We start from the raw sequence: 21,549 nt of genomic DNA, 5'->3' as shown, positions 1-21,549 counted from the left end.
GGCTATATTGATCGAGAACGTGGATTCATGGCGGACCTTCGAACGCCGGAGCCGGGGCAGTGTGATTCCGGCCGCAATTCGGAACCTGCTGTCGGATATTGCGCTTGTGGGACCTCTTCCCGGTACCTACCGTGGAAGTCGGAAGCGGTAGTGAAAGGGGAAGATGCATGACGATTCGTGTCTATCTGGTGGATGACCACGCGCTGGTCCGCACCGGTATGAAGATGATCCTGTCCGGCGAAACCGATATGGAGGTCATCGGCGAGGCGGAGTGCGGCGAAGATGCGCTGCGCGAGATCCGGCAACTGAAGCCGGACGTGGTGCTGTGCGATCTCCACCTGCCGGGCGTCAGCGGGCTGGAAGTGACCGAACGGATCGTGCGCGGCCAGGAGGCCACCCGGGTCGTCATCGTGTCGGTGCTGGAAGACGGGCCGATGCCCAAGCGCCTGCTGGAAGCCGGTGCATCGGGCTACATCAGCAAAGGCTGCAACGCACAGGAACTGCTGCGCGCGGTCCGTGATGCGTCGCTGGGGCGGCGTTACCTGGGCAGCAACATCGCGCAGAACCTCGCCTTGTCCACGCGCGCAGAACCTCGCCTTGTCCACGGTGGAAGGCAGCGCCTCGCCGTTCGACAGCCTGTCACCGCGCGAACTGGAAGTGGCCCTGCTGCTGACCCAGGGGCTGCGCCAGGAAGACATCGCGCGCCGGCTCAGCCTGAGCGCCAAGACCATCAACACGCACAAGGCGCGCCTGTTCGAGAAGATGGGCATCCACGACAACATCGCGCTGGCCCGCATGGCCAGCCAGTACGGCCTGGTGGACCCGGCACGACCGATGTAATCGGGGTGGGTGACGACCATTGGTCGTGGTGGGTGACGACCGTTTGTCGTGGTGGGTGACGACCGTTGGTCGTCACGCTCTTCTCCCCGCCGAGCCAAGCTCGGCGCTACCCTTCGCCGGGCAATGGCCCGGCGCTACCGCATCAGCGGCCGCGGATGCGCGCCACGATCTTCGCCGCACCGGCGGCCGCATCGCGCACCTTGTCCCATGCGCCGTCGGCGATCCAGTTGCCCGGCACCATCCACGAACCGCCGATGCAGACCACGTTCTTCTGCTCCAGGTACTCCGCCGCACTGTCTTCGGTGATGCCACCGGTCGGGCACAGCTTCAGGTCCGGCACTGGCCCGGCCAGGCCCTTGATCATCGCCAGTCCACCCACCGCCGTGGCCGGGAACAGCTTGCAGACGCGGAAGCCGCGCGCGTACAGCGCCAGCAGTTCGGTCGGCGACGCCGCGCCAGGCACCACCGGCAGCGGCGCAGCGGCCAGTGCATCGGCCAAGTGCGACGGCGTCCCCGGGGTAACCAGGAAATCCGCACCGGCATCGATCGACTGCTGCATCTGCTCCACCGTCAGCACCGTGCCGGCACCGACCACCACGCCGGGCAGCTCGCGCTTCAACATCGCCAGCGCGTCCATCGCCACCGGCGTGCGCAGGGTCAGCTCGATGGCCGGCAACCCGCCTTCCAGCAGCGCCGCACTGACCGCCCGCGCCTGATCCAGCGTATGCACCGTCACCACCGGCAGAATGCCGGCCGCCGTCAGCAATTCCGCCGCCCGCACCTGATGTTGTTCGATACCCATAGCTCTGCTTCTGCCTTTGCTTTCGAATTTGATTTTCAGTGATCACTTCGCGGCGCGAGGGCGCCGGGAAACTGTCCGGAGGCGGCGGGTAGCCCCCACCAGGACCGTGAGCGGCATGGATGCCGCGACCGAGCCCCCATGGAGGGGTTTACGGCGTGTCCTGGTGGGGGCTACCCGCCGCCTCAGCCAGGACACTTACCGCCCACGCATACCCGCAACGCTTTTCAATCCCTCAGGCGTCCTTCGCCTCATGCGGCGCATCCGCCGCCGCGGCATCATGCCCCAGCTCATACTCCGCATCGTAATCCCACGCACTGCCATCGGCCGCCGCCGGCCCGCACGAAATCGAGATCGCGCCCTGGTCGGCCGGCCCCACCACCAGGCGGTTGACCGCAAACAGATTGCGTCCCAGGTCATTGGCCGCCGGCGCGGTGTTCGGCGCATGCGTGCGTGCCGCCCATTCGGCCTCGTCGACCAGCACCTCCAGCGTGCCGGCCTCGCCATCCAGGCGGATGATGTCGCCCTCGCGCAGCTTGCCCAGCGGGCCGCCGCGCGCGGCTTCCGGCGTCATGTGGATCGCCGCGGGAATCTTGCCCGACGCGCCGGACAGGCGGCCATCGGTCACCAGCGCCACGCGCCGGCCCTGGTTCTGCAGCAGGCCCAGCAACGGCGCCAGCGAATGCAGTTCCGGCATGCCGTTGGCACGCGGGCCCTGGTAGCGCACCACGGCCACGAAGTCCTGCGGCAACAGGCCGGCGGCATGCAGCTTGTTCAGCACCTGCGGCGCATCGACCACCACCGCCGGCGCCTCGATGCTGCGGTACTGCGGCTTGACCGCCGACAGCTTGATCAGCGAACGGCCCAGGTTGCCGCGCAGCAGGCGCAGGCCGCCCTGGCTTTCGAACGGATTGTCCACGCCGCGGGCGACGTCTTCATCGGCACTGCGGATGATGCCGTCCACCCACGTGACCTGGCCGTCCTGCAGGCGCGGTTCGCGCGCGTAGTCGGCCATACCGCCGCGCGCGACGGTGACGATGTCGCCGTGCATCAGGCCGGCGCGGATCAGCTCGCCAAACACGAAGGCCGGACCGCCTGCGGCGGCGAAGCGGTTCACGTCGGCCTCGCCGTTGGGGTACACGCGGGTCAGCAGCGGGATCAGCTGGGACAGCTGATCCATGTCGTCCCAGGTCACCACGATGCCGGCCGCACGGGCTACTGCGATCCAGTGGATGGTGTGGTTGGTCGAGCCGCCGGTGGCCATCAGCGCGACGATCGCGTTGACGATCGCGCGCTCGTCGATGATCCGCCCGATCGGACGGTAATCATCGCCCAGCGCGGTCATTTCCAGCGCACGCACGGTGGCTTCGCGGGTCAGGGCACCGCGCAGGGTTTGTTCCGGGTTGACGAACGAGGCGCCCGGCAGCTGCACCCCCATCGCTTCCAGCAGCACCTGGTTGGAGTTGGCCGTGCCGTAGAACGTGCAGGTACCGGCGCCGTGGTAGGACGCCGCTTCGGCTTCCAGCAGTTCCTCGCGGGTAGCTTCGCCGGCGGCATAGCGCTCGCGCACTTCGGCCTTCTGCTTGTTCGGAATGCCCGGTGTCATCGGGCCGGCCGGCACGAACACCGAGGGCAGGTGGCCGAAGGCCAGCGCGCCGATCAGCAGGCCCGGCACGATCTTGTCGCACACGCCGAGGTAGATCGCCGCATCGAACATGTCGTGGCTGAGCCCGATGGCGGTGGACTGGGCAATGACATCGCGCGAGAACAGCGACAGTTCCATGCCACCGCGGCCCTGGGTCACGCCGTCGCACATCGCCGGCACGCCACCGGCCACCTGCGCGGTCGCGCCCCATTCGCGGGCGATCTCACGGATCTGCTCGGGATAGGTCTCGAACGGCTGGTGCGCCGACAACATGTCGTTGTAGGAGGTGATGATGCCAAGGTTCGGCGTCACCCCGCCACGCAGGCGTTTCTTGTCGGTGCCACCGCAGGCGGCGAAGCCGTGGGCAAGGTTGCCGCAGCTCAGGCGGCTGCGGAACGGGCCATCGCGCAGGGCGGCGTCGATGCCGGCCAGGTAAGCAGCGCGCGAAGCGGCGCTGCGGCGCACGATGCGCTCGGTGATGGCGTGCAGTTGCGGATGCAGACTCATTGGCTACCAGCGTGGAAGAGGTGGCGAGAGGGAACGTCGGATCAGTCGGCCCAGTGCACGCGCAGGCGCGGGCCGGGCTGGTCGATGGCGGCGAGGATCGGATACTGCTGGACGTCGTTGCTGTCCAGCGCGTGTTGCAGGACTTCCAGTTTCTGCTTGCCGCGCAGCAGCAGCAGGCGCTGGCGGCAGGCGCGGAGGCCGTGCGGGGTCAGCGTGATGCGCAGCGGCCACTGGTTCGAACCGGGGCAACCGGTCGCATCCAGTGCGGCATAGGGCAGGGTGCTTTCCAGGGCGCGCTGCAGGTCGCGCGAACCGGGGAACAGCGAGCAGGTGTGCCCGTCATTGCCCATGCCCAGCGCCACCACGCTCGGTGGCAGGCTGTACTGGGCCTGCAGGTTGGCGGTGTACACGCACTCCGGCAACGGCTTTCCGATGCGTACCAGCGGATCGAAATGCGCCCCTTCGGCGCGCTGCAGGAAGCTTTCGCGGACCAGGTGCGCGTTGCTGTCGCGATCCTGCGGCGACAGCCAGCGCTCATCGGCCAGGCTCACTTCCACCCGGTCCCAGTGCACGTCCAGTTCGGCCAGTGCCTGGTACACCGGTGCCGGCGTGGTGCCGCCGGACAGCAGCATGCGCGCACGGCCGTGTTCGGCGATGTCGGCATTGAGGATCTTCGCCATGTCGGCGGCGACCGCTTCGATCCAGCCATCGGCCTCGCGGTGGGCGATGAACTCGACGCGGTCGGAAGAGAACGCAGTAGGCATCAGGCAGCAGCTCCGGCAACGGCGCACTCGGCATCGACGGCGTAAGCCGCCGCGCCCAGCAGGCCGGGATTGGGATGGATCACCGCCAGGGACGGAACCCGGCCCATGATCGAAGAGAAACGCCCCTTGTGTTCGAAGCGTTGGCGGAAACCGGAGTGCTGCAGGGATTCCAGCATGCGCGGCACCAGTCCGCCGGTCAGGAACACGCCGTCCCATGCGCCCTGGATCAGCACCAGGTCGCCGGCGATCGCACCGAAGATGGCGCAGAACAGGTCCACCGCACGCATCGCCTGCGGATCACCCGCGCCAGCGCGTGCGGTGACGTCGGCCGGCTTCAGGTGGCCGGGATCGAAGCCGGCCATCTCGCACACGGCGCGATGGATGTTGACCAGGCCGGGACCGCAGATCAGGCGTTCGTTGGAGACGCGACCGAACGTTTCGGAGAGGATTTCCAGGATGCGGATCTCTTCCGGCGTGCCCGGCGGGAAGCTGACATGGCCGCCTTCGGTTTCCAGCGGGAAGCAGCGGTCGTGGCGGATCACCAGGCCGCCGACGCCAAGCCCGGTGCCCGGGCCGATGACACCGTAGTTGGCCGGCGCACCGCTGCGTCGCGGGCTCCAGCTGGCCCCGCCGATCTGCACCACGTCCTTGGGCTGCAGCAGCGAAATGGCCATGGCCTGGGCAGCGAAATCGTTGATCAGGTGCAGCTCGGAAAAACCGAGCATGGCGGCGGTGCGGCTGCGCGAAATCACCCAAGGGTGGTTGGTGATGCGGGCCTCGTCGCCGTCCACGCGGCCGGCCACCGCGAACACGCCGCGGCTGGCTTCGGCATCCACTTCCTGCAGGTAGTGGCGCGCGGCATCACCGAGCGAAGGGAAGTCCACCACCGGGAATTCGCGGATGCTGTCTTCCAGCAGGGGGCTGCTGTCGGCGGTGTCCGCCAGCGCGAAACGCGCGTTGGTACCGCCGATGTCGGCGACCAGGATCGGCTGCGCCAGCCCCGTCATGCCTTGTCCCCGACCGTGTTGCCATCGACGTCGCCGGGCAGGAAGCCGGCTGCGGCGTCCGGGCCCCACGATCCGGCGGGGTAGGGCTGCAGCGGCAGCTCGGCGTTCTTCCAGGCATCGGCCACGCTGTCGATCCACTGCCAGGCCGCACGCACTTCATCATCGCGCACGAACAGGGCGTGGTTGCCGTTGAATGCATCCAGGAACAGGCGCTCGTAGGCGATGCGGCGGTGCAGGCCGGTCGGCACGGACAGTTCCAGCTCCAGCGGCTGCAGTTCCAGCGCGCCCCATTCCGGGCCGGCCAGGCTGCTCATCAGGCCCAGTTCGATGTTTTCCTGCGGCTGCAGCTGGAACACCAGGCGGTTCGGCGTGGCCTGGCCACGGTGCGGACGTTCGAACAGCCAGTGGGTGACCGGCTTGAGCGTCACCACCACGCGGCTGGTGCGCTCGGGCAGGCGCTTGCCGGTGACCAGGTGGAACGGCACCCCGCTCCAGCGCCAGTTGTCGATATGCGCGGTGACCCCGGCGAAGGTTTCCACGTCGCTGCCTTCCGGCGGCTGGTAGGCCTGGGCGGGCTGGCCGTTGATGGTGCCGGCGGTGTAGCGGCCACGCACGCTGTCACGCGCGGCGTGCTTGGCATCCAGCGGACGCAGCGAGCGCAGCACCTTGACCTTCTCATCGCGGATGCGGTCGGCTTCCAGCGATGCCGGCGGCTCCATCGCCACCAGGCACAGCAGCTGCAGGATATGGCTCTGCACCATGTCACGCAGCGCGCCGGAGCGTGCGTAGTAGGCATCGCGCCCGTCCACGCCTTCGCTCTCGGATACCAGGATGTGCACCGATTCGATGTAGTTGCGGTTCCATACCGCTTCCAGCAGGGTGTTGCCGAAGCGCAGTGCGATCAGGTTCTGCACCGCCGCCTTGCCCAGGTAGTGGTCCAGGCGGAACACGCGGTCTTCGTCGATCCACTGGCCGATGGTGCTGATGATCTGTTCGGCACTTTCGCTGTCGCTGCCGATCGGCTTTTCCAGCATCAGCCGGTGCGGTGCCGCCAGGGCGCCGCCCTTGGCCAGGCCTTCGCAGGTGGAGATGTACAGGCCCGGCGGAATGGCCAGGTAGCTGACACAGCGGCGGTCGACCAGGTCGGACACCGCTTCGGCCACCGAATCGGCGTTGCGCAGGTCCACCGAACGGTAGTCGATACGCTGCAGCAGCGAGGCGATGTCTTCGGCGGTGGCCAGCGGCATCGCCTGCTGCAGGCGAGGACGCAGGATGTCCCGGAAGGCCTCGGTGTCATGCGGTGAGAGCGCCAGGGCGCGGACCTTGAAGTCTTCCGGCAACAGGCCATCGCCAAGCAGGCGCAGCAGGGACGGGAAGAGATAGCGCTGGGCCAGATCGCCAGTGGCGCCGAACAGGAAGAGGGTATCGTGCATCGCTCGAGTTTCAGATCCGGGTGACATCGTTGTCAATCGCTGCCTGGCTGGGTTCCGGGGAAGGTTTTTTACTGCGTTGTCCGCCTGCTGCAGCGGGCCATCCGGCGTCTGCCGGTACGACCAGCCACGGGCGGGCGGGGTACTGTCCGTACATCGTGACGCAGATGATGCGTTTCGACCTAGGGATACTGCCACGTGAAAACGTTTACATGGCAGAATGTGCAACTGTATTCGATTGCATTGGCGCCGTCATGCGGCACTGAGGCAAAAACACTGCCATCGGGAGGGCCGAAGGCAGTCCACGTGCAACAGCCCCGGCGACGGGCGGACTGGAAGAGTGATATGGCAAAAGTGCAGTTGCAGGGTGTGCGCAAGGTCTACGACAACGGCCAGGTCGCGGTGAAGGACGCTACCTTCGAGGTCGCCGATGGCGAGCTGATGGTATTGGTGGGACCGTCGGGCTGTGGCAAGTCGACCCTGCTGCGGATGATCGCCGGCCTGGAAGAGATCAGTGGCGGCACGCTGACCATCGGCGAGCGCGTGGTCAACGACGTGGCACCGAAAGACCGTGACATCGCCATGGTGTTCCAGAGCTACGCGCTGTACCCGCACATGACCGTGGCCGAGAACCTGGCCTTCGGCCTGAAGCTGCGCGGCCACGACAAGGCCACCATCGACAAGCGCATCAGCGAAGCGGCGCAGACGCTGGGCCTGACCGACATGATGGACAAGCTGCCCAAGGCGATGTCCGGCGGCCAGCGCCAGCGCGTGGCGCTGGGCCGGGCGCTGGTGCGCGAGCCGGCGGTGTTCCTGCTGGATGAGCCGCTGTCCAACCTGGACGCCAAGCTGCGCCACAGCGTGCGCACCGAAATCGCCCAGCTGCACCGCAAGCTGGGTACCACGATGATCTACGTCACCCACGACCAGGTGGAGGCGATGACGCTCGGCCAGCGCATCGTGGTGTTGAAGGACGGCGTGATCCAGCAGATCGACACGCCGATGGAGCTGTACGACCGTCCGGCCAATCTGTTTGTCGCCGGCTTCCTTGGCAGCCCGGCGATGAACGTGCTGCGTGGCACCCTGCAGGCCAGCGCGTCCGGCGTGGTGGTGAGCGATGGCGACTGGAAGGCGCCGCTGGGCCACGCCACCATCGATCCGCGCTGGCTGGACAAGCCGATCGCGGTGGGCGTGCGCCCGGAGCACCTGCAGCCGGCCGACGCTGGTGCCGAATGGACCTTCGAGGCACGAATCGAAGGCATCGAGCCGGTGGGCAACGAAATCTTCGTCAACCTGGTCAGCGGCCAGCATGCGCTGACCATGCGCGTGGCGCCACGCGCGCTGCCGGCGGTGGGCGAGACGCTGAAACTGGCCGTGCAGCCCAACGCACTGCACTTCTTCGATGCGGAAACCGGCGAACGCCTCAACGCGTGATCCCGGTAGCGACGGCCGCCGGCCCGGTAGTGACGGTCGCTGGCCGTCAGCAACCCCGGTGACGACCAACGGTCGTCACTACCTTGCCAGGCCGTCCTGCAGCGGCAAGCGCTGCGCCGGCTGGCCGCCCACGCTCAGCGCGGCATCACTGGTTTCCAGCGGCAACACCGCCAGTGCCAGTTCGTCGGCTACGCTGGCGATACTGCCGAGCACGCTGCCATCCTGCTCCACGCTGGCACCCGGTTCGGCGCCGGCAGACAGCTGCAGCAGCTGCAATGCCCGTTTGGCCTTGCCCAGGAAATGCGTGCGCGCCACGATTTCCTGGCCGGGGTAGCAGCCCTTGCGGACGCTGTAGCCGTTCAGCCGATCCAGCCCCAACTGCTGCGGGGTCCAGTGTTCGCGCTGGCCCGGCACCAGGCGGGGCAGGCCCAGTCGCAGGTCGGCCTGGCGCCATGCCGCGGTGAAGGCGGCATCGCTCTGTGTTGCGGCATCGCCGGCAGAAGCGGCGGTGATGCGCATCGCCCGCGGCAGGTCCGCAGTACCGAGGTCCAGCTCCAGCATGTCATCCAGCGAACCGCTCACGGTTGCGCCCACGGCGGTCTGCGGTTCGGCAAATGTGCCCCGCACCTGCAGATCGTCGCGACGGCTTATCTTGACCTTGCGACGGAACACGAAACGCTGCAACTGCGAAGCAATCTCATCTGCGTCGCCGTCTGCGAACACCAGCAGCAAGGCATCCGAATCCAGGCGGATGAGCTGAAACACGCCGATCGTGCGGCCTTTGGCGGTCAACCACGCACTCCACTGCCAATGCGAATCGCTCAGCGCGGCCACATCACTGGAGAACTGGGCCTGCGCGAACACCACCGCATCGGGTCCGGAAAGGGACACCAACTGGCGGTCTTCCAGCAGGGCATATGGAACTAATTCGGGGGAAAGGTTGTCAGGCACGTGAACGAGGTCTAGAATTTGTGCGTTGCGAGAATCCTGATGATAGGCCAAACAACCCCCACTCCCGACACCGAATCTGAAGCCCCGCTGGATCCGAAGGCGCCCGCGCCCGAAGGCACGCCTGCTGAGCAGAAGGAATACGGTGGCCGCGGCGGACTTGATCCGGTGCGGTACGGTGATTGGGAGAAAAACGGACGCTGCATCGATTTCTGATCCAGCATTGAGCCAACGCGGCAGTTGTGCCGCCCAGCCGAGACAACGAGCCCAGCGAATGGCGACCCGAGAACGCCCCCTTTCCCCGCACCTCCAGGTGTATCGCTGGCAGATCCAGATGGCCACCTCGATCCTGCATCGAGCCACGGGCATCTTTCTGTCTGTTGGAGCCTTGATCATCGCCGGCGGCCTGCTCGCCCTGATGATGGGCCCCGCCTCCTGGACCTGCTTCACCGACCACGCTGGCGCCTGGTACGGCAAGCTGTTCCTGTTTGCCTGGACCTGGGCCTTCGCGTACCACCTGTGCAATGGCCTGCGCCATATCGTGCAGGACTTCGCGATCGGCTTCAGCATCCCGGCCTTCGTGCGCAGCAGCTGGCTGTCGGTGTTCGCATCGCTGGTCATCACCGCCCTGGTCTGGGCCTACGTGCTGGTTTCCGGAGGTGCCGCATGAACCGTTACCGCACCCCGTTGAAGAACGTGCGTGGCCTCGGCGCTGCCAAGACCGGCACCGAGCACTTCGTGCACCAGCGCCTGACCGCCACCGCGCTGGTGGTGCTGTCGATCTGGTTCCTGGTGTTCGTGCTGAGCCTGCTCGGCGCCGATTATGTGACCGCCACGGCGGCCATCGCCAAGCCGTGGAATGCGGTGCTGGTGGTGGGCTTCCTGGTCGCCATGTTCTGGCACGCCCAGCTTGGCCTGCAGATCGTGCTGGAAGACTACATCCATAATTCGCTGCTGGCCCTCGCGCTGCAGACCACGGTGAAGTTCGTTGCCGTGCTCGGCGCCATTGTCAGTGTGTTTGCTGTGGTCCGCATCGCGCTCGGCGCGGCCTGAACCCAGGCACCAAGACAGGAATACAGAGTAGATGTCCGCTTACAAGATCACCGAACACAAGTACGACATGGTCGTGGTGGGCGCCGGCGGTGCCGGCCTGCGCGCGACCTTCGGACTGGCCGCCAAGGGCCTGCAGACCGTGTGCCTGACCAAGGTCTTCCCGACCCGTTCGCACACCGTTGCTGCCCAGGGTGGCATCTCCGCCGCGCTCGGCAACATGGGCGAGGACGACTGGCGCTACCACTTCTACGACACGATCAAGGGCTCGGATTGGCTGGGTGACCAGGACGCCATCGAGTACATGTGCCGCGAGGCGATCCCGGCGATCATCGAGCTGGAGCACTACGGCGTGCCGTTCAGCCGTACCGAAGAGGGCAAGATCTACCAGCGCCCGTTCGGCGGCATGACCACCAAGTACGGCGAAGGCCCGGCGGCGCAGCGTACCTGCGCGGCGGCTGACCGTACCGGCCACGCCATGCTGCACACGCTGTACCAGCAGTCGTTGAAGCACGATGCGCGCTTCATGATCGAATACTTCGCGCTGGACCTGATCTTCGACGAAGACGGTACCTGCCGCGGCGTGCTGGCCATCGACATGGCCGAAGGTTCGCTGCACCTGTTCCGCGCCCAGGGCGTGGTGCTGGCCACCGGCGGCTACGGCCGTGCGTACTTCAGCGCCACCTCCGCCCACACCTGCACTGGTGATGGCGGCGGCCTGGCCATGCGCGCGGGCATCGCGATGCAGGACATGGAGTTCGTGCAGTTCCACCCGACCGGTATCTACGGCGCGGGCTGCCTGATCACCGAAGGCGTGCGCGGCGAAGGCGGCATCCTGCGCAACAGCAGCGGCGAGCGCTTCATGGAGCGTTACGCACCGCATTACAAGGACCTGGCATCGCGCGACGTGGTTGCACGTTCGATGACCGTGGAAATCCGCGAAGGCCGCGGCGTCGGCGAGCACAAGGACCACATCCTGCTCGACCTGACCCACCTCGGCCCGGGCGTGATCGACGACAAGCTGCCGGGTATCGCCGAAAGCGCGCGCATCTTCGCCGGCGTGGACGTGCACAAGCAGCCGATCCCGGTCATCCCGACCGTGCACTACAACATGGGTGGCATCCCGACCAACTTCCACGGTGAAGTGGTGCGCATCGACGGCGACAACCCCGATGCAGTGATCCCGGGCCTGTACGCCATCGGCGAAGCGGCCTGCGTTTCGGTGCACGGCGCCAACCGCCTGGGCTCCAACTCGCTGCTGGACCTGGTGGTGTTCGGGCGTGCGGTGGCCAACCGTTGCGCCGAAACCATCAAGCCGGGCGCTTCGCACAAGCCGCTGCCGGCCGATGCCTGCGACAAGGCGCTGGGCCTGCTGGACAAGCTGCGCTATGCCAAGGGCGATACGCCGACGTCGGTGATCCGCGACAACATGCAGCGGACCATGCAGGCCGATGCGGCCGTGTTCCGCACCAGCCAGACGCTGAAGGAAGGCTGCGAGAAGATGGCCGGCATCTTCGATTCGTTCCAGGACGTCAAGGTCAGCGATCGCTCGCTGGTCTGGAACTCGGACCTGATCGAAACCTACGAGCTGAACAACCTGCTGCTCAATGCAGTGGCGACGATCAACTCGGCCGAGCAGCGCAAGGAAAGCCGTGGTGCGCATGCGCACGAAGACTTCCCGGACCGCGACGACGTCAACTGGCACAAGCACACGCTGGTCAAGGTCGACGACAAGGGCAAGTGCAGCTTCGATTACCGTCCGGTGCACATGTACACGCTGACCGACGAGGTTGACGTGGTGCCGCCGAAGCCGCGCGTGTACTGATCGCGACCCCCGCCTACCATGCAATCCGCGCCTTGACGGCGCGGGCCGCCTGAGCCAACGAGAGCAGCCATGGCCGAGTTTTCCCTGCCGAAGAATTCAAAGATCACGAAGGGCAAGCACTTCCCCGCCGCCAGCGGTGCGAAGAACCTGCGTACCTTCAAGGTCTACCGCTGGAGTCCGGACGACGACAGCAACCCGCGTACCGATACGTACGAGATCGACCTGGATGCGTGCGGCCCGATGGTCCTGGACGCGCTGATCAAGATCAAGAACGAGATCGATCCGACGCTGACCTTCCGTCGTTCGTGCCGCGAGGGCATCTGCGGTTCGTGCGCGATGAACATCGACGGCACCAATACGCTGGCCTGCACCCGCGCCATCGCGGACTGCGGCAAGAAGGAAGTGCCGATCTACCCGCTGCCGCACATGAGCGTGGTCAAGGACCTGGTGCCGGACCTGACCCACTTCTACGCGCAGTATGCGTCGATCAAGCCGTGGATCCGCACGCAGACCCCGGCACCGCCGGACCGCGAGCGCCTGCAGTCGCCGGAAGACCGCCGCAAGCTGGACGGCCTGTACGAGTGCATCCTGTGCGCGTGCTGCTCCACCAGCTGCCCGAGCTACTGGTGGAACGGTGAGCGTTACCTGGGCCCGGCGATTCTGCTGCAGGCCTACCGCTGGATCATCGATTCGCGTGATGAGGACACCGGTGCGCGCCTGGACGATCTGGAAGATCCGTTCAAGCTGTACCGCTGCCACACCATCATGAACTGCGCACGGACCTGCCCGAAGGGCCTGAACCCGGCGCTGGCGATTGCCGAGATCAAGAAGCTGATGATGGCCCGCCGCGCCTGACTGGTGCGGTTGCCGTGTAGTACCCCGCGACGCCGAGCCCTGCTCGGCGTTGCGTTATCCGGGAATGACGATGGACGAAGCGATCCTGTTGAAGAAGCTGCGCTGGCGTTGCCGCCGCGGCATGCGTGAGCTGGACCAGCTGTTCGAGCATTACCTCGACCGCGAATGGGCCACGGCCCCGGCCGAAGAGCGGGAGGTTTTCCTGTTCCTGCTCGATTGCGAGGACGATAAGTTGTGGCGGTGGTTCATGGGTTACGAGGCCTGCCCGCATGCACACGCCGTCCCCTTGCTCGACCGGATCCGCACCCTCAAGGCTTGAATGGCGCCCGTCGCGGCTGCAGGCCGTGGCCGAGGCGTTGGTGCTGCTGGCCGCACCGTGGCTGATCGGCGCCAGTGGGCTGCCTGCGCGCCTGCAGCCGCCGGCCGTGCTGCTGTGCTGGCTGGTGCTGGCGGTGCTGCTGTGGCGCCGGCTGGGCGCGTCGTGTCGCGTGCTGTGGCTGCAGGACGCGCCGCGCCCCCTGCTGCTGGATGGGCGGGAGCTGGAAGACCCTGCGCTGTACGTACGCGGCCCGTGGCTGCAGCTGCGCTGGCAGGGCCCGGGGAAACAGCGCGGCGTGCTGCTTTTCTGGCCGGATGTGCTGTCTGCCGGCCAACGACGTGAACTGCGTCTGGCCGTCCGCGCACGGCAGGTTTCCCGTAAGCCGCCGTAGGTGGCACCATACGCTGAATCTATTGGCGCACCTGCATGTTCAAACCCATTCCCGTGGCCATCGGCCTGCGCTACCTGCGGGCCAAGCGCCGCAACGGCTTCATCTCCTTCATTTCGATGGCATCGATCCTCGGCATTGCGCTGGGCGTGACCGTGCTGATCACCACGCTGGCGGTGATGAGTGGTTTCCAGAAGGAAATCCGCGACCGCCTGCTGCAGATGTCCGCGCACACCACGATTACCCGCGATGGCGAGCCGATGAGCGACTGGCAGCGCGCCGTGGACGTGTCCTACAAGGACCCGCGCGTGGCCGGTGCCGCGCCGTACATCGAGATCCAGGCGATGATCAGCGGTCCGCGCGTGCAGGGCGCACTGGTGCAGGGCGTGGACCCGGCGATGGAGCCGAAGGTCTCGGTGGTTGCCGAGAAGATGAAGAAGGGCCGCTTCGACAGCCTTGCGCAGGGCAGCTACAACATCATCCTCGGCCAGGAGCTGGCGACCTGGCTGGGCGTGGATGTCGGCGACCAGGTGGTGGCGACGCTGGCCGAAGTGCAGGGCACGCCGATGGGCGCGATCCCGCGCATGAAACGCTTCACCGTCAGCGGCATCTTCGAAGCCGGCTACAACGAAATCGACCGCGGCGTCGCCTTCGCGAACATGCAGGACCTGGAGCGCGTGCTGCGCATCGACGGGGCCACCGGCGTGCGCCTGAAGCTGCATGACATGGACCAGGCGCTCACCGTGGGCGTGGACCTCGCCCAGCGCCTGGGTGGCGGCTACCGGGTCAGCGACTGGACCCAGCAGAACGCCAACCTGTACCACTCGCTGCGGATGGAGAAGGTGGTGATGGGCATCCTGCTGTCGCTGATCATCGCGATGGGCGCCTTCAACCTGGTGTCTTCGCAGGTGATGCTGGTGACCGACAAGCAGGCCGACATCGCCATCCTGCGCACGCTGGGGCTGACCCCGCGCGGGGTGATGGGGGTGTTCATGGTGCAGGGTTCGCTGATCGGCATCATCGGCACCGTCGCCGGCGTGATCGGCGGCATCACCCTGACCCTCAACCTGGAACGGATCCTCGCCGCCATCGAGGCGGTGTTCAACGTCAAGCTGCTGCCGGAGGACGTGTATTACATCACCGGCCTGCCGACCGACATGCAGACCGCCGACATCGTGGTGATCACCGTGGTGGCGCTGCTGATGAGCTTCCTGGCCACCCTGTACCCGGCGTGGCGCGCCGCCCGCACCCAGCCCGCGGAGGCGCTGCGTTATGAATGAAGTTTTCTCCCCCGGGCAGGAAGTGATCCGCGCGCAGGCGCTGGGCAAGACCTATGCCGAAGGCCGGATGCATACGCCGGTGTTCGATGGACTGGACCTGCAGGTCAGCGCCGGCGAAACCGTGGCGATCATCGGCGCCTCCGGTGCCGGCAAGAGCACGCTGCTGCACCTGCTGGGCGGGCTGGACACGCCGAGTGCAGGCGAGGTGTTCGTCACCGGCCAGCAGATGTCCACGCTGTCCGACGGCGCCCGTGGCCTGCTGCGCAATCGTGCGCTGGGCTTCGTGTACCAGTTCCACCACCTGCTGCCGGAGTTCACCGCGCTGGAAAACGTGATGATGCCGGTGCTGCTGGGCGGTGGCGAAGTGGCGGCGGCCAATGACCGCGCCCGGCAGCTGCTGGAGTCGGTGGGCCTTGGTCATCGCCTGCAGCACAAGCCCGGTGAACTGTCCGGTGGCGAGCGCCAACGCGCTGCCGTGGCGCGCGCGTTGGTCAACCAGCCGGCCTGCGTGCTAGGCGACGAACCCACCGGCAACCTGGATGACCGCACCGCCGGCACCGTGTTCGAGCTGATGCTGGAACTCAATCGCGCCCGGCATACCTCGCTGGTGCTGGTCACCCATGACCGCAGCCTGGCGCGCAAGCTGGACCGCGTGCTGGAACTGCGCGAAGGCAAGCTGCACGCGCTGGCCCACGCCGAGATCTGAGGGTAGTGACGGCCGCTGGCCGTCATTTCTGCTGACGGTCGTCCACCGTCATTTGCTGTGACGGCCAGCGGCCGTCACTACCGGGTTCACGGGCGTGGCTGCATCATCGGCTTGATCCCCATGGAGCCCCGCCATGAAACGCCTGATGATTGCCGTCCTGTGCGCCAGCCTTGCCGCCTGTGCCAGCAGTGGGCGGCTGGGCAGCGACCAACGGCTGGCGCTGTACCGCGCCCACGCCGGTGCGCCGCAGAGCGACATGCCCTTCCAGGGCAACCTCAACGGCTGGAACGAACTGGGCGACAGCGCGCTGGCGGTGTGGACCCGGCCGGGCCAGGCCTTCCTGCTGGAGTTGACCGGGCCGTGCCCGGACCTGCCGTATGCGCAGGCGATCGGGCTGACCAGCCGGGTCGGGCGGGTATCGGCGCGGCTGGACAAGGTGCTGGTGCGCGGGCCGGGCCCGGGCCCGCAGATGCCCTGTTACATCGGCAGCATCCGCCCGCTGGACGTCAAGGCACTGCGGACTTCAGAGCAGCAGCTGCGGCACGCGCAGGCGCAGGCGCGCGAGGACTGATCAGGCTTCCGGCACGAAGCCCGGCGGCTTTTCCGCGTTGCCGGAGAACAGGTACTTGACCAGTTCTTCTTCCAGGAATGCACGGTGCTTGGGATCGCGCGGCGACAGCCGGTTTTCGTTGATCAGCATGGTCTGGTGGGCCAGCCACGCGCTCCAGGCCGGCTTGCCGACGTTGGCGAAGATGCGCTGGCCAAGCTCGCCGGGGTAGGGCACGAAATCCAGGCCTTCGGCGTCGGCTTGCTGGTACTGGCAGAAAATGGTGCGGGGCATGGGCAGGTACTCGTGTTCGAAGGGCTAGTGTAGCGCCGAGCCACGCTCGGCGGCCTTTGTATACGGGATCGCAGTGGCGGGACAACGCGCGCCAGGCATGGCTCGGCGCGGCCGGGTGCCTGCGCTCAGCCTGCCTGCAGCAGCTTGCGGATGGGCGCGGGCAGGCCCAGTGCGGGCAGGTCCACGGCCGCCACCCAGCGCAGCATCGGATGCTCGTGCTTCAGGCCCTGCACGCGCGTGCGCAGTACCTGCAGGTGCAGACGGTAGTGGCTGAAGGTGTGCTGCAACACCGGCAGTTCCTCGGCATCTTCCAGCGCCCCGTCCACGTTCGCATCGAACCACTCCTGCAGCGCCGCGCCGCTGTCGGCCTGCGGCAGGGTCCACAGCGAGGCCCAGATTCCGGTCTCCGGGCGCTTCTGCAGCAGCACGCGTCCGTGTCCGTCGCGCAGCCACAGGGCCGTCGCTTCGCGTTCCGGCAGCACTTTGCCCGGCTTGGCCGTAGGCAGTTCGGCGGTGCGTCCCTCGCGTCGCGCCACGCAGTCTTCCTGCAGCGGGCAGATCACGCAGGCCGGCCGGCTGCGCGTGCACAGTGTCGCGCCCAGGTCCATCTGCGCCTGGGTGTAATCGGCCATCCGTCCGGCCGGCACGTGGGCCACGTGCGCTTCGGCCAACGCCCACAGCGGCCGTTCGACAACCGGCAGGCCGGGGAATCCTTCGATACCGTGGTAGCGGGTCAGCACGCGCTTGACGTTGCCATCCAGGATGGCGAACGGATCGTTCCAGGCCTGGCTGAGGATCGCGCCGGCGGTGCTGCGGCCGATGCCGGGCAGCGCGTGCAGCGCATCGAAGTCGCGCGGCAGTTCGCCGCCGTGGTCGGCCACGCAGCGTTTGGCGGCGGCATGCAGGTTGCGTGCGCGGGCGTAGTAGCCGAGTCCGGCCCACTGCGCCATCACCGCATCGTTGTCGGCCGCAGCCAGGTCGGGCAGGGTGGGGAAGTGCTGCAGGAACTTCAGGAAATACGGGATGACCGTCGCGACCTGGGTCTGCTGCAGCATGATTTCCGACAGCCACACCCGGTACGGCGTGCGCGGGTGCTGCCAGGGCAGGTCATGGCGGCCGTGCTGGTCGAACCAGTGCAGCAGCCGTGCGACGAACCGGTCATCACCGCCGGCGGCCGACGCCTGTGCTGGCGTGGCCGCAACCGCGGTGGCGGCCTCAGGCACTGCCGAGCGCTTCGGGCAGCAGCGCGTCGACGAAGGCTTCGGGATCGAACACGCGCAGGTCTTCCGGGCGTTCGCCGATGCCGGCGAAACGGATCGGAATGCCGAACTCCTGCGCCAGCGCGAACACCACGCCGCCCTTGGCGGTACCGTCCAGCTTGGTCACCACCAGGCCGGTGACATTCACCGCCGCGTTGAACTGACGCAGCTGTGACAGCGCGTTCTGGCCGGTGGTGCCATCGATCACCATCAGCACTTCATGCGGCGCACCGGGGTCGATCTTGCCGAGCACGCGGCGGATCTTGCCCAGCTCGTTCATCAGGCCGGACTGGGTATGCAGGCGGCCGGCGGTATCGGCGATCAACACCGAGGTGCCGCGTGCCTTGCCGGCCTGCAACGCATCGAAGGCCACCGAAGCGGCATCGGCGTTCTGGCCCTGGGCGATCACGGTGACGCCGTTGCGGTCGCCCCAGGCCTGCAGCTGCGCCACGGCGGCGGCACGGAAGGTATCACCGGCGGCCAGCATCAGGCTGTGGCCTTCGTCCTTGAAACGCTTGGCCAGCTTGCCGATGGTGGTGGTCTTGCCGACGCCGTTGACGCCCACGGTGAGCACCACGAACGGCTTGGCGTTGCGGTCGATCAGCAATGGCTGGGCGACCGGCTTCAGGATCGCGATCAGGTCCGCGCGCAGCGCGGCCAGCAGCGCATTGGCATCGGCGAACTCGCGCGATTTCATGCGCTTGCGCAGGCTTTCCACCAACGTCGTACTGGCGGTGACGCCCACGTCCGCGGTGATCAGTGCGGTTTCGATTTCATCCAGCAGATCATCGTCGAGCTTGGGATTGCGCGAGAACAGGCCACCGAAGCTGCGTGCGAAAGTGCTGTTGCGCAGGCGCTCGCGCCAACCGGTCTTGCCGGCCGGGGCGGGCTCGGCATCGACCAGCACGGGCAGGTCGGCGGCGGGGGCGGCCGGTGCAGGCGCCGGGGTGACCGGGGCCAGTGGAGCTAGTACCGCCGCAGCGGCGAGGGCTTCTGCTTCGAAATCTTCCGGCGCCAGCACGCGTTCCGGGGTGGGCGCGGCGATGGGGGCGGCAGCGGCCGGTGCAGATTGAGGTACGGGTGCAGGTGCAGGTGCAGGTGCAGGTGCAGGCGCAGGTGCAGGTACAAACACGGGCGCTGCTGCAGGCGGTTGTGCAACCGGCTGCGGCGCTGCTTCCGCTACGGGCGCGGGTGCCTCCGCTAGCGGCGCGGCGACCGGCTCCGGCGGCTGCGCCGGCCTGGCCGATGGAAACGCAGCGGCGAGCTCTTCAGCCGAGTAGTGCTGGGTCTTGGGCGCATCGACCTGCGAGGCGTCCTGGGCTTTTTTGCGGCGGAAGAAACTGAGCATTGGCAGGTAACGGCTTTAGATCAGGGGGTAGATTACCACCGGGCCCGTCAGGGCCCGTGTGGAGGGGGGCAGCGCAGGGAGGTAATGACGGCCAGCGGCCGTCACTACCGGTGGGCGGCGCCTTCGTGGCGGCGCCCGTGACCGGCAGCGCCGAGCCATGCTCGGCGTGCGCAGCGGCTGGAGGCGTGACGACCAACGGTCGTCAGCCACCAACAGTCGTCAGCCACCAGCGGTCGTCAGCCACCAACAGTCGTCAGCCACCAGCGGTCGTCACCCACCCTCTGCTCAGGCAGACAGTTCCAGCAGCAGCTTGTTCAAGCGCGCCACGTAGGCACCCGGATCCTTCAGGCTGTCACCGGCGGCAAGCGCGGCCTGGTCGAACAGCACCCGGCCGAGGTCGTCGAAGCGCTCGCCATCGGCTTCGGCGTCGAGCTTGGCGATCAGCGGATGGCCCGGGTTGATCTCCAGCACCGGCTTGCTGTCGGGCACTTTCTGGCCACTCGCTTCCAGGATCTGGCGCATCTGCAGGCCCAGGTCCTGCTCGCCGATGGCCAGCACCGCCGGCGAATCGGTCAGGCGGTGCGACACGCGCACTTCGGCCACGTCATCGCCGAGGGCGGTCTTCAACCGTTCCACCAGCGCCTGCTTGTCCTTGGCCGCCGATTCCTGCGCCTGCTTGTCTTCCTCGCTTTCCAGCGCGCCCAGGTCCAGGTCGCCGCGTGCGATATCCACGAAGCGCTTGCCGTCGAAGTCGGTCAGGTAGCCCATCAGCCACTCGTCGATGCGGTCGGTCAGCAGCAGCACTTCGATGCCCTTCTTGCGGAACACTTCCAGGTGCGGGCTGTTGCGCACCTGGGTGTAGCTCTCGCCGGTCAGGTAATAGATCTTGTCCTGGCCCTCGGCCATGCGGCCCAGGTAGTCGGCCAGCGACACCGTCTGCGCATCGCCTTCGCCGCGGGTAGAGGCAAAGCGCAGCAGGCCGGCGACCTTTTCGCGGTTGTTGTAGTCCTCGGCCGGGCCTTCCTTCAGCACCTGGCCGAATTCCTTCCAGAACGTGGCGTACTGCTCCGGCTTGTCCTTGGACAGCTTCTCCAGCATGTCCAGCGAACGCTTGGTCAGCGCCGATTTCATCGAGTCGATGACCGGGCCGGACTGCAGGATTTCGCGCGAAACATTCAGCGACAGATCGTTGGAATCGACCACGCCCTTGATGAAGCGCAGGTACAGCGGCAGGAACTGCTCGGCCTGGTCCATCACGAACACGCGCTGCACGTACAGCTTCAGGCCCTTCGGCGCTTCGCGGTGGTACAGGTCGAACGGTGCGCGGCCGGGCACGTACAGCAGCGAGGTGTATTCCAGCTTGCCTTCGACCTTGTTGTGGCTCCACGCCAGCGGATCGCTGTGGTCATGCGCCACGTGCTTGTAGAACTCGGTGTACTCGGCATCGGTGACTTCAGTGCGCGGTCGGGTCCACAGCGCGCTGGCGCGGTTGACGGTCTCCCATTCCAGCGCCGGTGCTTCCGTCTCACCTTCGGCCGGAGCGGCTTCCTTCGGCATCTGGATCGGCAGGCCGATATGGTCCGAATACTTCTTCAGGATGCTGCGCAGGCGCCAGCCATCGGCGAAGTCATGCTCGCCGTCCTTCAGGTGCAGCACGATGCGGGTACCACGCTCGGCCTTTTCCACCGCGGCGATGTCGAACTCGCCTTCGCCGCGCGAGGACCAGCGCACGCCTTCGGCCGCCGGCGCGCCGGCACGACGCGAGTACACATCGACCTGGTCGGCAACGATGAAGGCGCTGTAGAAGCCGACGCCGAACTGCCCGATCAGCTGGGAATCCTTCTTCTGGTCGCCGGACAGCTGGCGCAGGAAGTCGCCGGTGCCGGACTTGGCGATGGTGCCCAGGTGGGCAATGGCTTCCTCGCGGCTCATGCCGATGCCGTTGTCTTCGATGGTCACCGTGTGGGCATCGGCATCGAAGCTGACCCGCACGCGCAGGTCGTTGTCACCTTCCAGCAGCGCCGGCTGGGTCAATGCTTCGAAGCGCAGCTTGTCGGCGGCGTCGGCGGCATTGGAGACCAGTTCGCGCAGGAAGATTTCCTTGTTCGAGTACAGCGAATGGATCATCAGCTGCAGCAGCTGCTTGACTTCGGTCTGGAAGCCAAGGGTTTCGGTCTGTGTCGTTTCAGTCATGGCATGGAGCTCCGTGTCATTGCCGCGCCAGCGTGTGCGGCCTGGGCAAGGGGTGAGGGTGATTGTCCCGTTATCAAGGCCTTCGGGCAGCCAGCGAACGGCGGAGCCCCT

Annotated in this window: 21 protein-coding genes and 1 pseudogene; 12 read left to right on the top strand and 10 right to left on the bottom strand. The window is 66.9% G+C overall.

Annotation, left to right across the window (positions count from 1 at the left end; genetic code table 11):
* Positions 1-167 precede the first annotated feature (167 nt).
* A pseudogene (locus ABB28_RS08130) lies at positions 168-840 on the top strand (response regulator).
* A 142-nt stretch (positions 841-982) separates the two neighbouring features.
* Here the strand turns inward: ABB28_RS08130 and eda are convergent.
* From eda to zwf, 5 genes are all read right to left on the bottom strand, one after another.
* Positions 983-1,642 (bottom strand): bifunctional 4-hydroxy-2-oxoglutarate aldolase/2-dehydro-3-deoxy-phosphogluconate aldolase, encoded by a 660-nt coding sequence (gene eda, locus ABB28_RS08125; protein ID WP_057508153.1) that lies wholly within the window; start codon positions 1,640-1,642, stop codon positions 983-985.
* Positions 1,643-1,874: 232 nt separating this feature from the next.
* Positions 1,875-3,791 (bottom strand): phosphogluconate dehydratase, encoded by a 1,917-nt coding sequence (edd, locus tag ABB28_RS08120; RefSeq protein WP_057508152.1) that lies wholly within the window; start codon positions 3,789-3,791, stop codon positions 1,875-1,877.
* Between the two features lie 41 nt (positions 3,792-3,832).
* The gene (gene pgl / locus ABB28_RS08115) at positions 3,833-4,555 is read right to left on the bottom strand and encodes a 6-phosphogluconolactonase (RefSeq protein ID WP_057508151.1); all 723 of its coding nucleotides are present in this window, start codon (positions 4,553-4,555) and stop codon (positions 3,833-3,835) included.
* Positions 4,555-5,562, bottom strand: coding sequence for a glucokinase (glk, locus tag ABB28_RS08110; RefSeq protein WP_057508150.1), 1,008 nt, complete (start codon positions 5,560-5,562; stop codon positions 4,555-4,557). Before glk ends, pgl begins: the two co-directional genes overlap by 1 nt.
* A complete protein-coding gene (gene zwf, locus ABB28_RS08105; protein ID WP_057508149.1) occupies positions 5,559-6,995 on the bottom strand; it encodes a glucose-6-phosphate dehydrogenase in 1,437 nt (478 codons plus the stop codon). Before zwf ends, glk begins: the two co-directional genes overlap by 4 nt.
* A 342-nt stretch (positions 6,996-7,337) precedes the next feature.
* Between zwf and ABB28_RS08100 the strand changes: the two genes are divergently transcribed.
* On the top strand, positions 7,338-8,426 hold the full coding sequence (locus ABB28_RS08100; RefSeq protein ID WP_057508148.1) for an ABC transporter ATP-binding protein: 1,089 nt from the start codon (positions 7,338-7,340) through the stop codon (positions 8,424-8,426).
* 78 nt (positions 8,427-8,504) lie between these two features.
* Here the strand turns inward: ABB28_RS08100 and ygfZ are convergent, their stop codons facing one another.
* Entirely contained in the window at positions 8,505-9,377 is an 873-nt protein-coding gene (gene ygfZ / locus ABB28_RS08095; protein WP_057508147.1) for a CAF17-like 4Fe-4S cluster assembly/insertion protein YgfZ, read from the bottom strand.
* A gap of 39 nt (positions 9,378-9,416) precedes the next feature.
* Here ygfZ and ABB28_RS18365 point away from each other — a divergent pair, with 39 nt between their 5' ends.
* The 10 genes from ABB28_RS18365 (at position 9,417) to ABB28_RS08050 (ending at position 16,368) form a co-directional block, all read left to right on the top strand.
* Positions 9,417-9,590, top strand: a complete 174-nt coding sequence (locus tag ABB28_RS18365) for a DUF1674 domain-containing protein (protein ID WP_083491974.1) — start codon at positions 9,417-9,419, stop codon at positions 9,588-9,590.
* A gap of 58 nt (positions 9,591-9,648) precedes the next feature.
* A complete protein-coding gene (gene sdhC, locus ABB28_RS08090) occupies positions 9,649-10,044 on the top strand; it encodes a succinate dehydrogenase, cytochrome b556 subunit (RefSeq protein ID WP_057508146.1) in 396 nt (131 codons plus the stop codon).
* Positions 10,041-10,427, top strand: coding sequence for a succinate dehydrogenase, hydrophobic membrane anchor protein (gene sdhD / locus ABB28_RS08085; RefSeq protein WP_057508145.1), 387 nt, complete (start codon positions 10,041-10,043; stop codon positions 10,425-10,427). The genes sdhC and sdhD overlap by 4 nt, the downstream gene beginning before the upstream one ends.
* 31 nt (positions 10,428-10,458) lie before the next feature.
* The gene (sdhA, locus tag ABB28_RS08080) at positions 10,459-12,249 is read left to right on the top strand and encodes a succinate dehydrogenase flavoprotein subunit (protein WP_057508144.1); all 1,791 of its coding nucleotides are present in this window, start codon (positions 10,459-10,461) and stop codon (positions 12,247-12,249) included.
* Between the two features lie 69 nt (positions 12,250-12,318).
* Positions 12,319-13,104 (top strand): succinate dehydrogenase iron-sulfur subunit, encoded by a 786-nt coding sequence (locus tag ABB28_RS08075; RefSeq protein ID WP_057508143.1) that lies wholly within the window; start codon positions 12,319-12,321, stop codon positions 13,102-13,104.
* 70 nt (positions 13,105-13,174) lie between these two features.
* A complete protein-coding gene (locus ABB28_RS08070; protein ID WP_042614010.1) occupies positions 13,175-13,423 on the top strand; it encodes an FAD assembly factor SdhE in 249 nt (82 codons plus the stop codon).
* On the top strand, positions 13,374-13,814 hold the full coding sequence (locus ABB28_RS08065; RefSeq protein ID WP_057508142.1) for a hypothetical protein: 441 nt from the start codon (positions 13,374-13,376) through the stop codon (positions 13,812-13,814). Before ABB28_RS08070 ends, ABB28_RS08065 begins: the two co-directional genes overlap by 50 nt.
* 35 nt (positions 13,815-13,849) lie before the next feature.
* The gene (locus tag ABB28_RS08060; protein WP_057508141.1) at positions 13,850-15,091 is read left to right on the top strand and encodes a lipoprotein-releasing ABC transporter permease subunit; all 1,242 of its coding nucleotides are present in this window, start codon (positions 13,850-13,852) and stop codon (positions 15,089-15,091) included.
* Entirely contained in the window at positions 15,084-15,797 is a 714-nt protein-coding gene (gene lolD, locus ABB28_RS08055; RefSeq protein ID WP_057508140.1) for a lipoprotein-releasing ABC transporter ATP-binding protein LolD, read from the top strand. The genes ABB28_RS08060 and lolD overlap by 8 nt, the downstream gene beginning before the upstream one ends.
* Positions 15,798-15,930: 133 nt before the next feature.
* Positions 15,931-16,368, top strand: a complete 438-nt coding sequence (locus tag ABB28_RS08050; protein ID WP_057508139.1) for a DUF6491 family protein — start codon at positions 15,931-15,933, stop codon at positions 16,366-16,368.
* Here ABB28_RS08050 and ABB28_RS08045 read toward each other — a convergent pair whose 3' ends face one another.
* From ABB28_RS08045 to htpG, 4 genes are all read right to left on the bottom strand, one after another.
* A complete protein-coding gene (locus ABB28_RS08045; protein ID WP_057508138.1) occupies positions 16,369-16,638 on the bottom strand; it encodes an oxidative damage protection protein in 270 nt (89 codons plus the stop codon).
* A 125-nt stretch (positions 16,639-16,763) separates the two neighbouring features.
* Entirely contained in the window at positions 16,764-17,780 is a 1,017-nt protein-coding gene (gene mutY / locus ABB28_RS08040) for an A/G-specific adenine glycosylase (protein WP_057508165.1), read from the bottom strand.
* Between the two features lie 73 nt (positions 17,781-17,853).
* A complete protein-coding gene (gene ftsY / locus ABB28_RS08035; protein WP_057508137.1) occupies positions 17,854-19,245 on the bottom strand; it encodes a signal recognition particle-docking protein FtsY in 1,392 nt (463 codons plus the stop codon).
* Positions 19,246-19,530: 285 nt separating this feature from the next.
* Positions 19,531-21,438, bottom strand: coding sequence for a molecular chaperone HtpG (gene htpG, locus ABB28_RS08030; protein WP_057508136.1), 1,908 nt, complete (start codon positions 21,436-21,438; stop codon positions 19,531-19,533).
* Positions 21,439-21,549: the final 111 nt, after the last annotated feature.

Source organism: Stenotrophomonas chelatiphaga (assembly GCF_001431535.1).
In the GTDB taxonomy this organism is placed as follows: domain Bacteria; phylum Pseudomonadota; class Gammaproteobacteria; order Xanthomonadales; family Xanthomonadaceae; genus Stenotrophomonas; species Stenotrophomonas chelatiphaga.
Note: the sequence above shows the minus strand (reverse complement) of the source record. Positions and strands in the feature narration are given on the sequence as shown.

Excerpts from the sequence above, each read along its gene's own strand:
- ABB28_RS08060 (WP_057508141.1), top strand. The coding sequence starts at position 13,850 with ATGTTCAAACCCATTCCCGTGGCCATCGGCCTGCGCTACCTGCGGGCC.
- ABB28_RS18365 (WP_083491974.1), top strand. The coding sequence starts at position 9,417 with ATGATAGGCCAAACAACCCCCACTCCCGACACCGAATCTGAAGCCCCG.
- pgl (WP_057508151.1), bottom strand. The coding sequence starts at position 4,555 with ATGCCTACTGCGTTCTCTTCCGACCGCGTCGAGTTCATCGCCCACCGC.
- ftsY (WP_057508137.1), bottom strand. The coding sequence starts at position 19,245 with ATGCTCAGTTTCTTCCGCCGCAAAAAAGCCCAGGACGCCTCGCAGGTC.
- ABB28_RS08100 (WP_057508148.1), top strand. The coding sequence starts at position 7,338 with ATGGCAAAAGTGCAGTTGCAGGGTGTGCGCAAGGTCTACGACAACGGC.
- sdhA (WP_057508144.1), top strand. The coding sequence starts at position 10,459 with ATGTCCGCTTACAAGATCACCGAACACAAGTACGACATGGTCGTGGTG.
- ABB28_RS08065 (WP_057508142.1), top strand. The coding sequence starts at position 13,374 with ATGCACACGCCGTCCCCTTGCTCGACCGGATCCGCACCCTCAAGGCTT.
- sdhC (WP_057508146.1), top strand. The coding sequence starts at position 9,649 with ATGGCGACCCGAGAACGCCCCCTTTCCCCGCACCTCCAGGTGTATCGC.
- lolD (WP_057508140.1), top strand. The coding sequence starts at position 15,084 with ATGAATGAAGTTTTCTCCCCCGGGCAGGAAGTGATCCGCGCGCAGGCG.
- ABB28_RS08050 (WP_057508139.1), top strand. The coding sequence starts at position 15,931 with ATGAAACGCCTGATGATTGCCGTCCTGTGCGCCAGCCTTGCCGCCTGT.
- glk (WP_057508150.1), bottom strand. The coding sequence starts at position 5,562 with ATGACGGGGCTGGCGCAGCCGATCCTGGTCGCCGACATCGGCGGTACC.
- eda (WP_057508153.1), bottom strand. The coding sequence starts at position 1,642 with ATGGGTATCGAACAACATCAGGTGCGGGCGGCGGAATTGCTGACGGCG.
- ABB28_RS08070 (WP_042614010.1), top strand. The coding sequence starts at position 13,175 with ATGGACGAAGCGATCCTGTTGAAGAAGCTGCGCTGGCGTTGCCGCCGC.
- ABB28_RS08045 (WP_057508138.1), bottom strand. The coding sequence starts at position 16,638 with ATGCCCCGCACCATTTTCTGCCAGTACCAGCAAGCCGACGCCGAAGGC.
- htpG (WP_057508136.1), bottom strand. The coding sequence starts at position 21,438 with ATGACTGAAACGACACAGACCGAAACCCTTGGCTTCCAGACCGAAGTC.
- edd (WP_057508152.1), bottom strand. The coding sequence starts at position 3,791 with ATGAGTCTGCATCCGCAACTGCACGCCATCACCGAGCGCATCGTGCGC.
- ABB28_RS08075 (WP_057508143.1), top strand. The coding sequence starts at position 12,319 with ATGGCCGAGTTTTCCCTGCCGAAGAATTCAAAGATCACGAAGGGCAAG.
- sdhD (WP_057508145.1), top strand. The coding sequence starts at position 10,041 with ATGAACCGTTACCGCACCCCGTTGAAGAACGTGCGTGGCCTCGGCGCT.
- zwf (WP_057508149.1), bottom strand. The coding sequence starts at position 6,995 with ATGCACGATACCCTCTTCCTGTTCGGCGCCACTGGCGATCTGGCCCAG.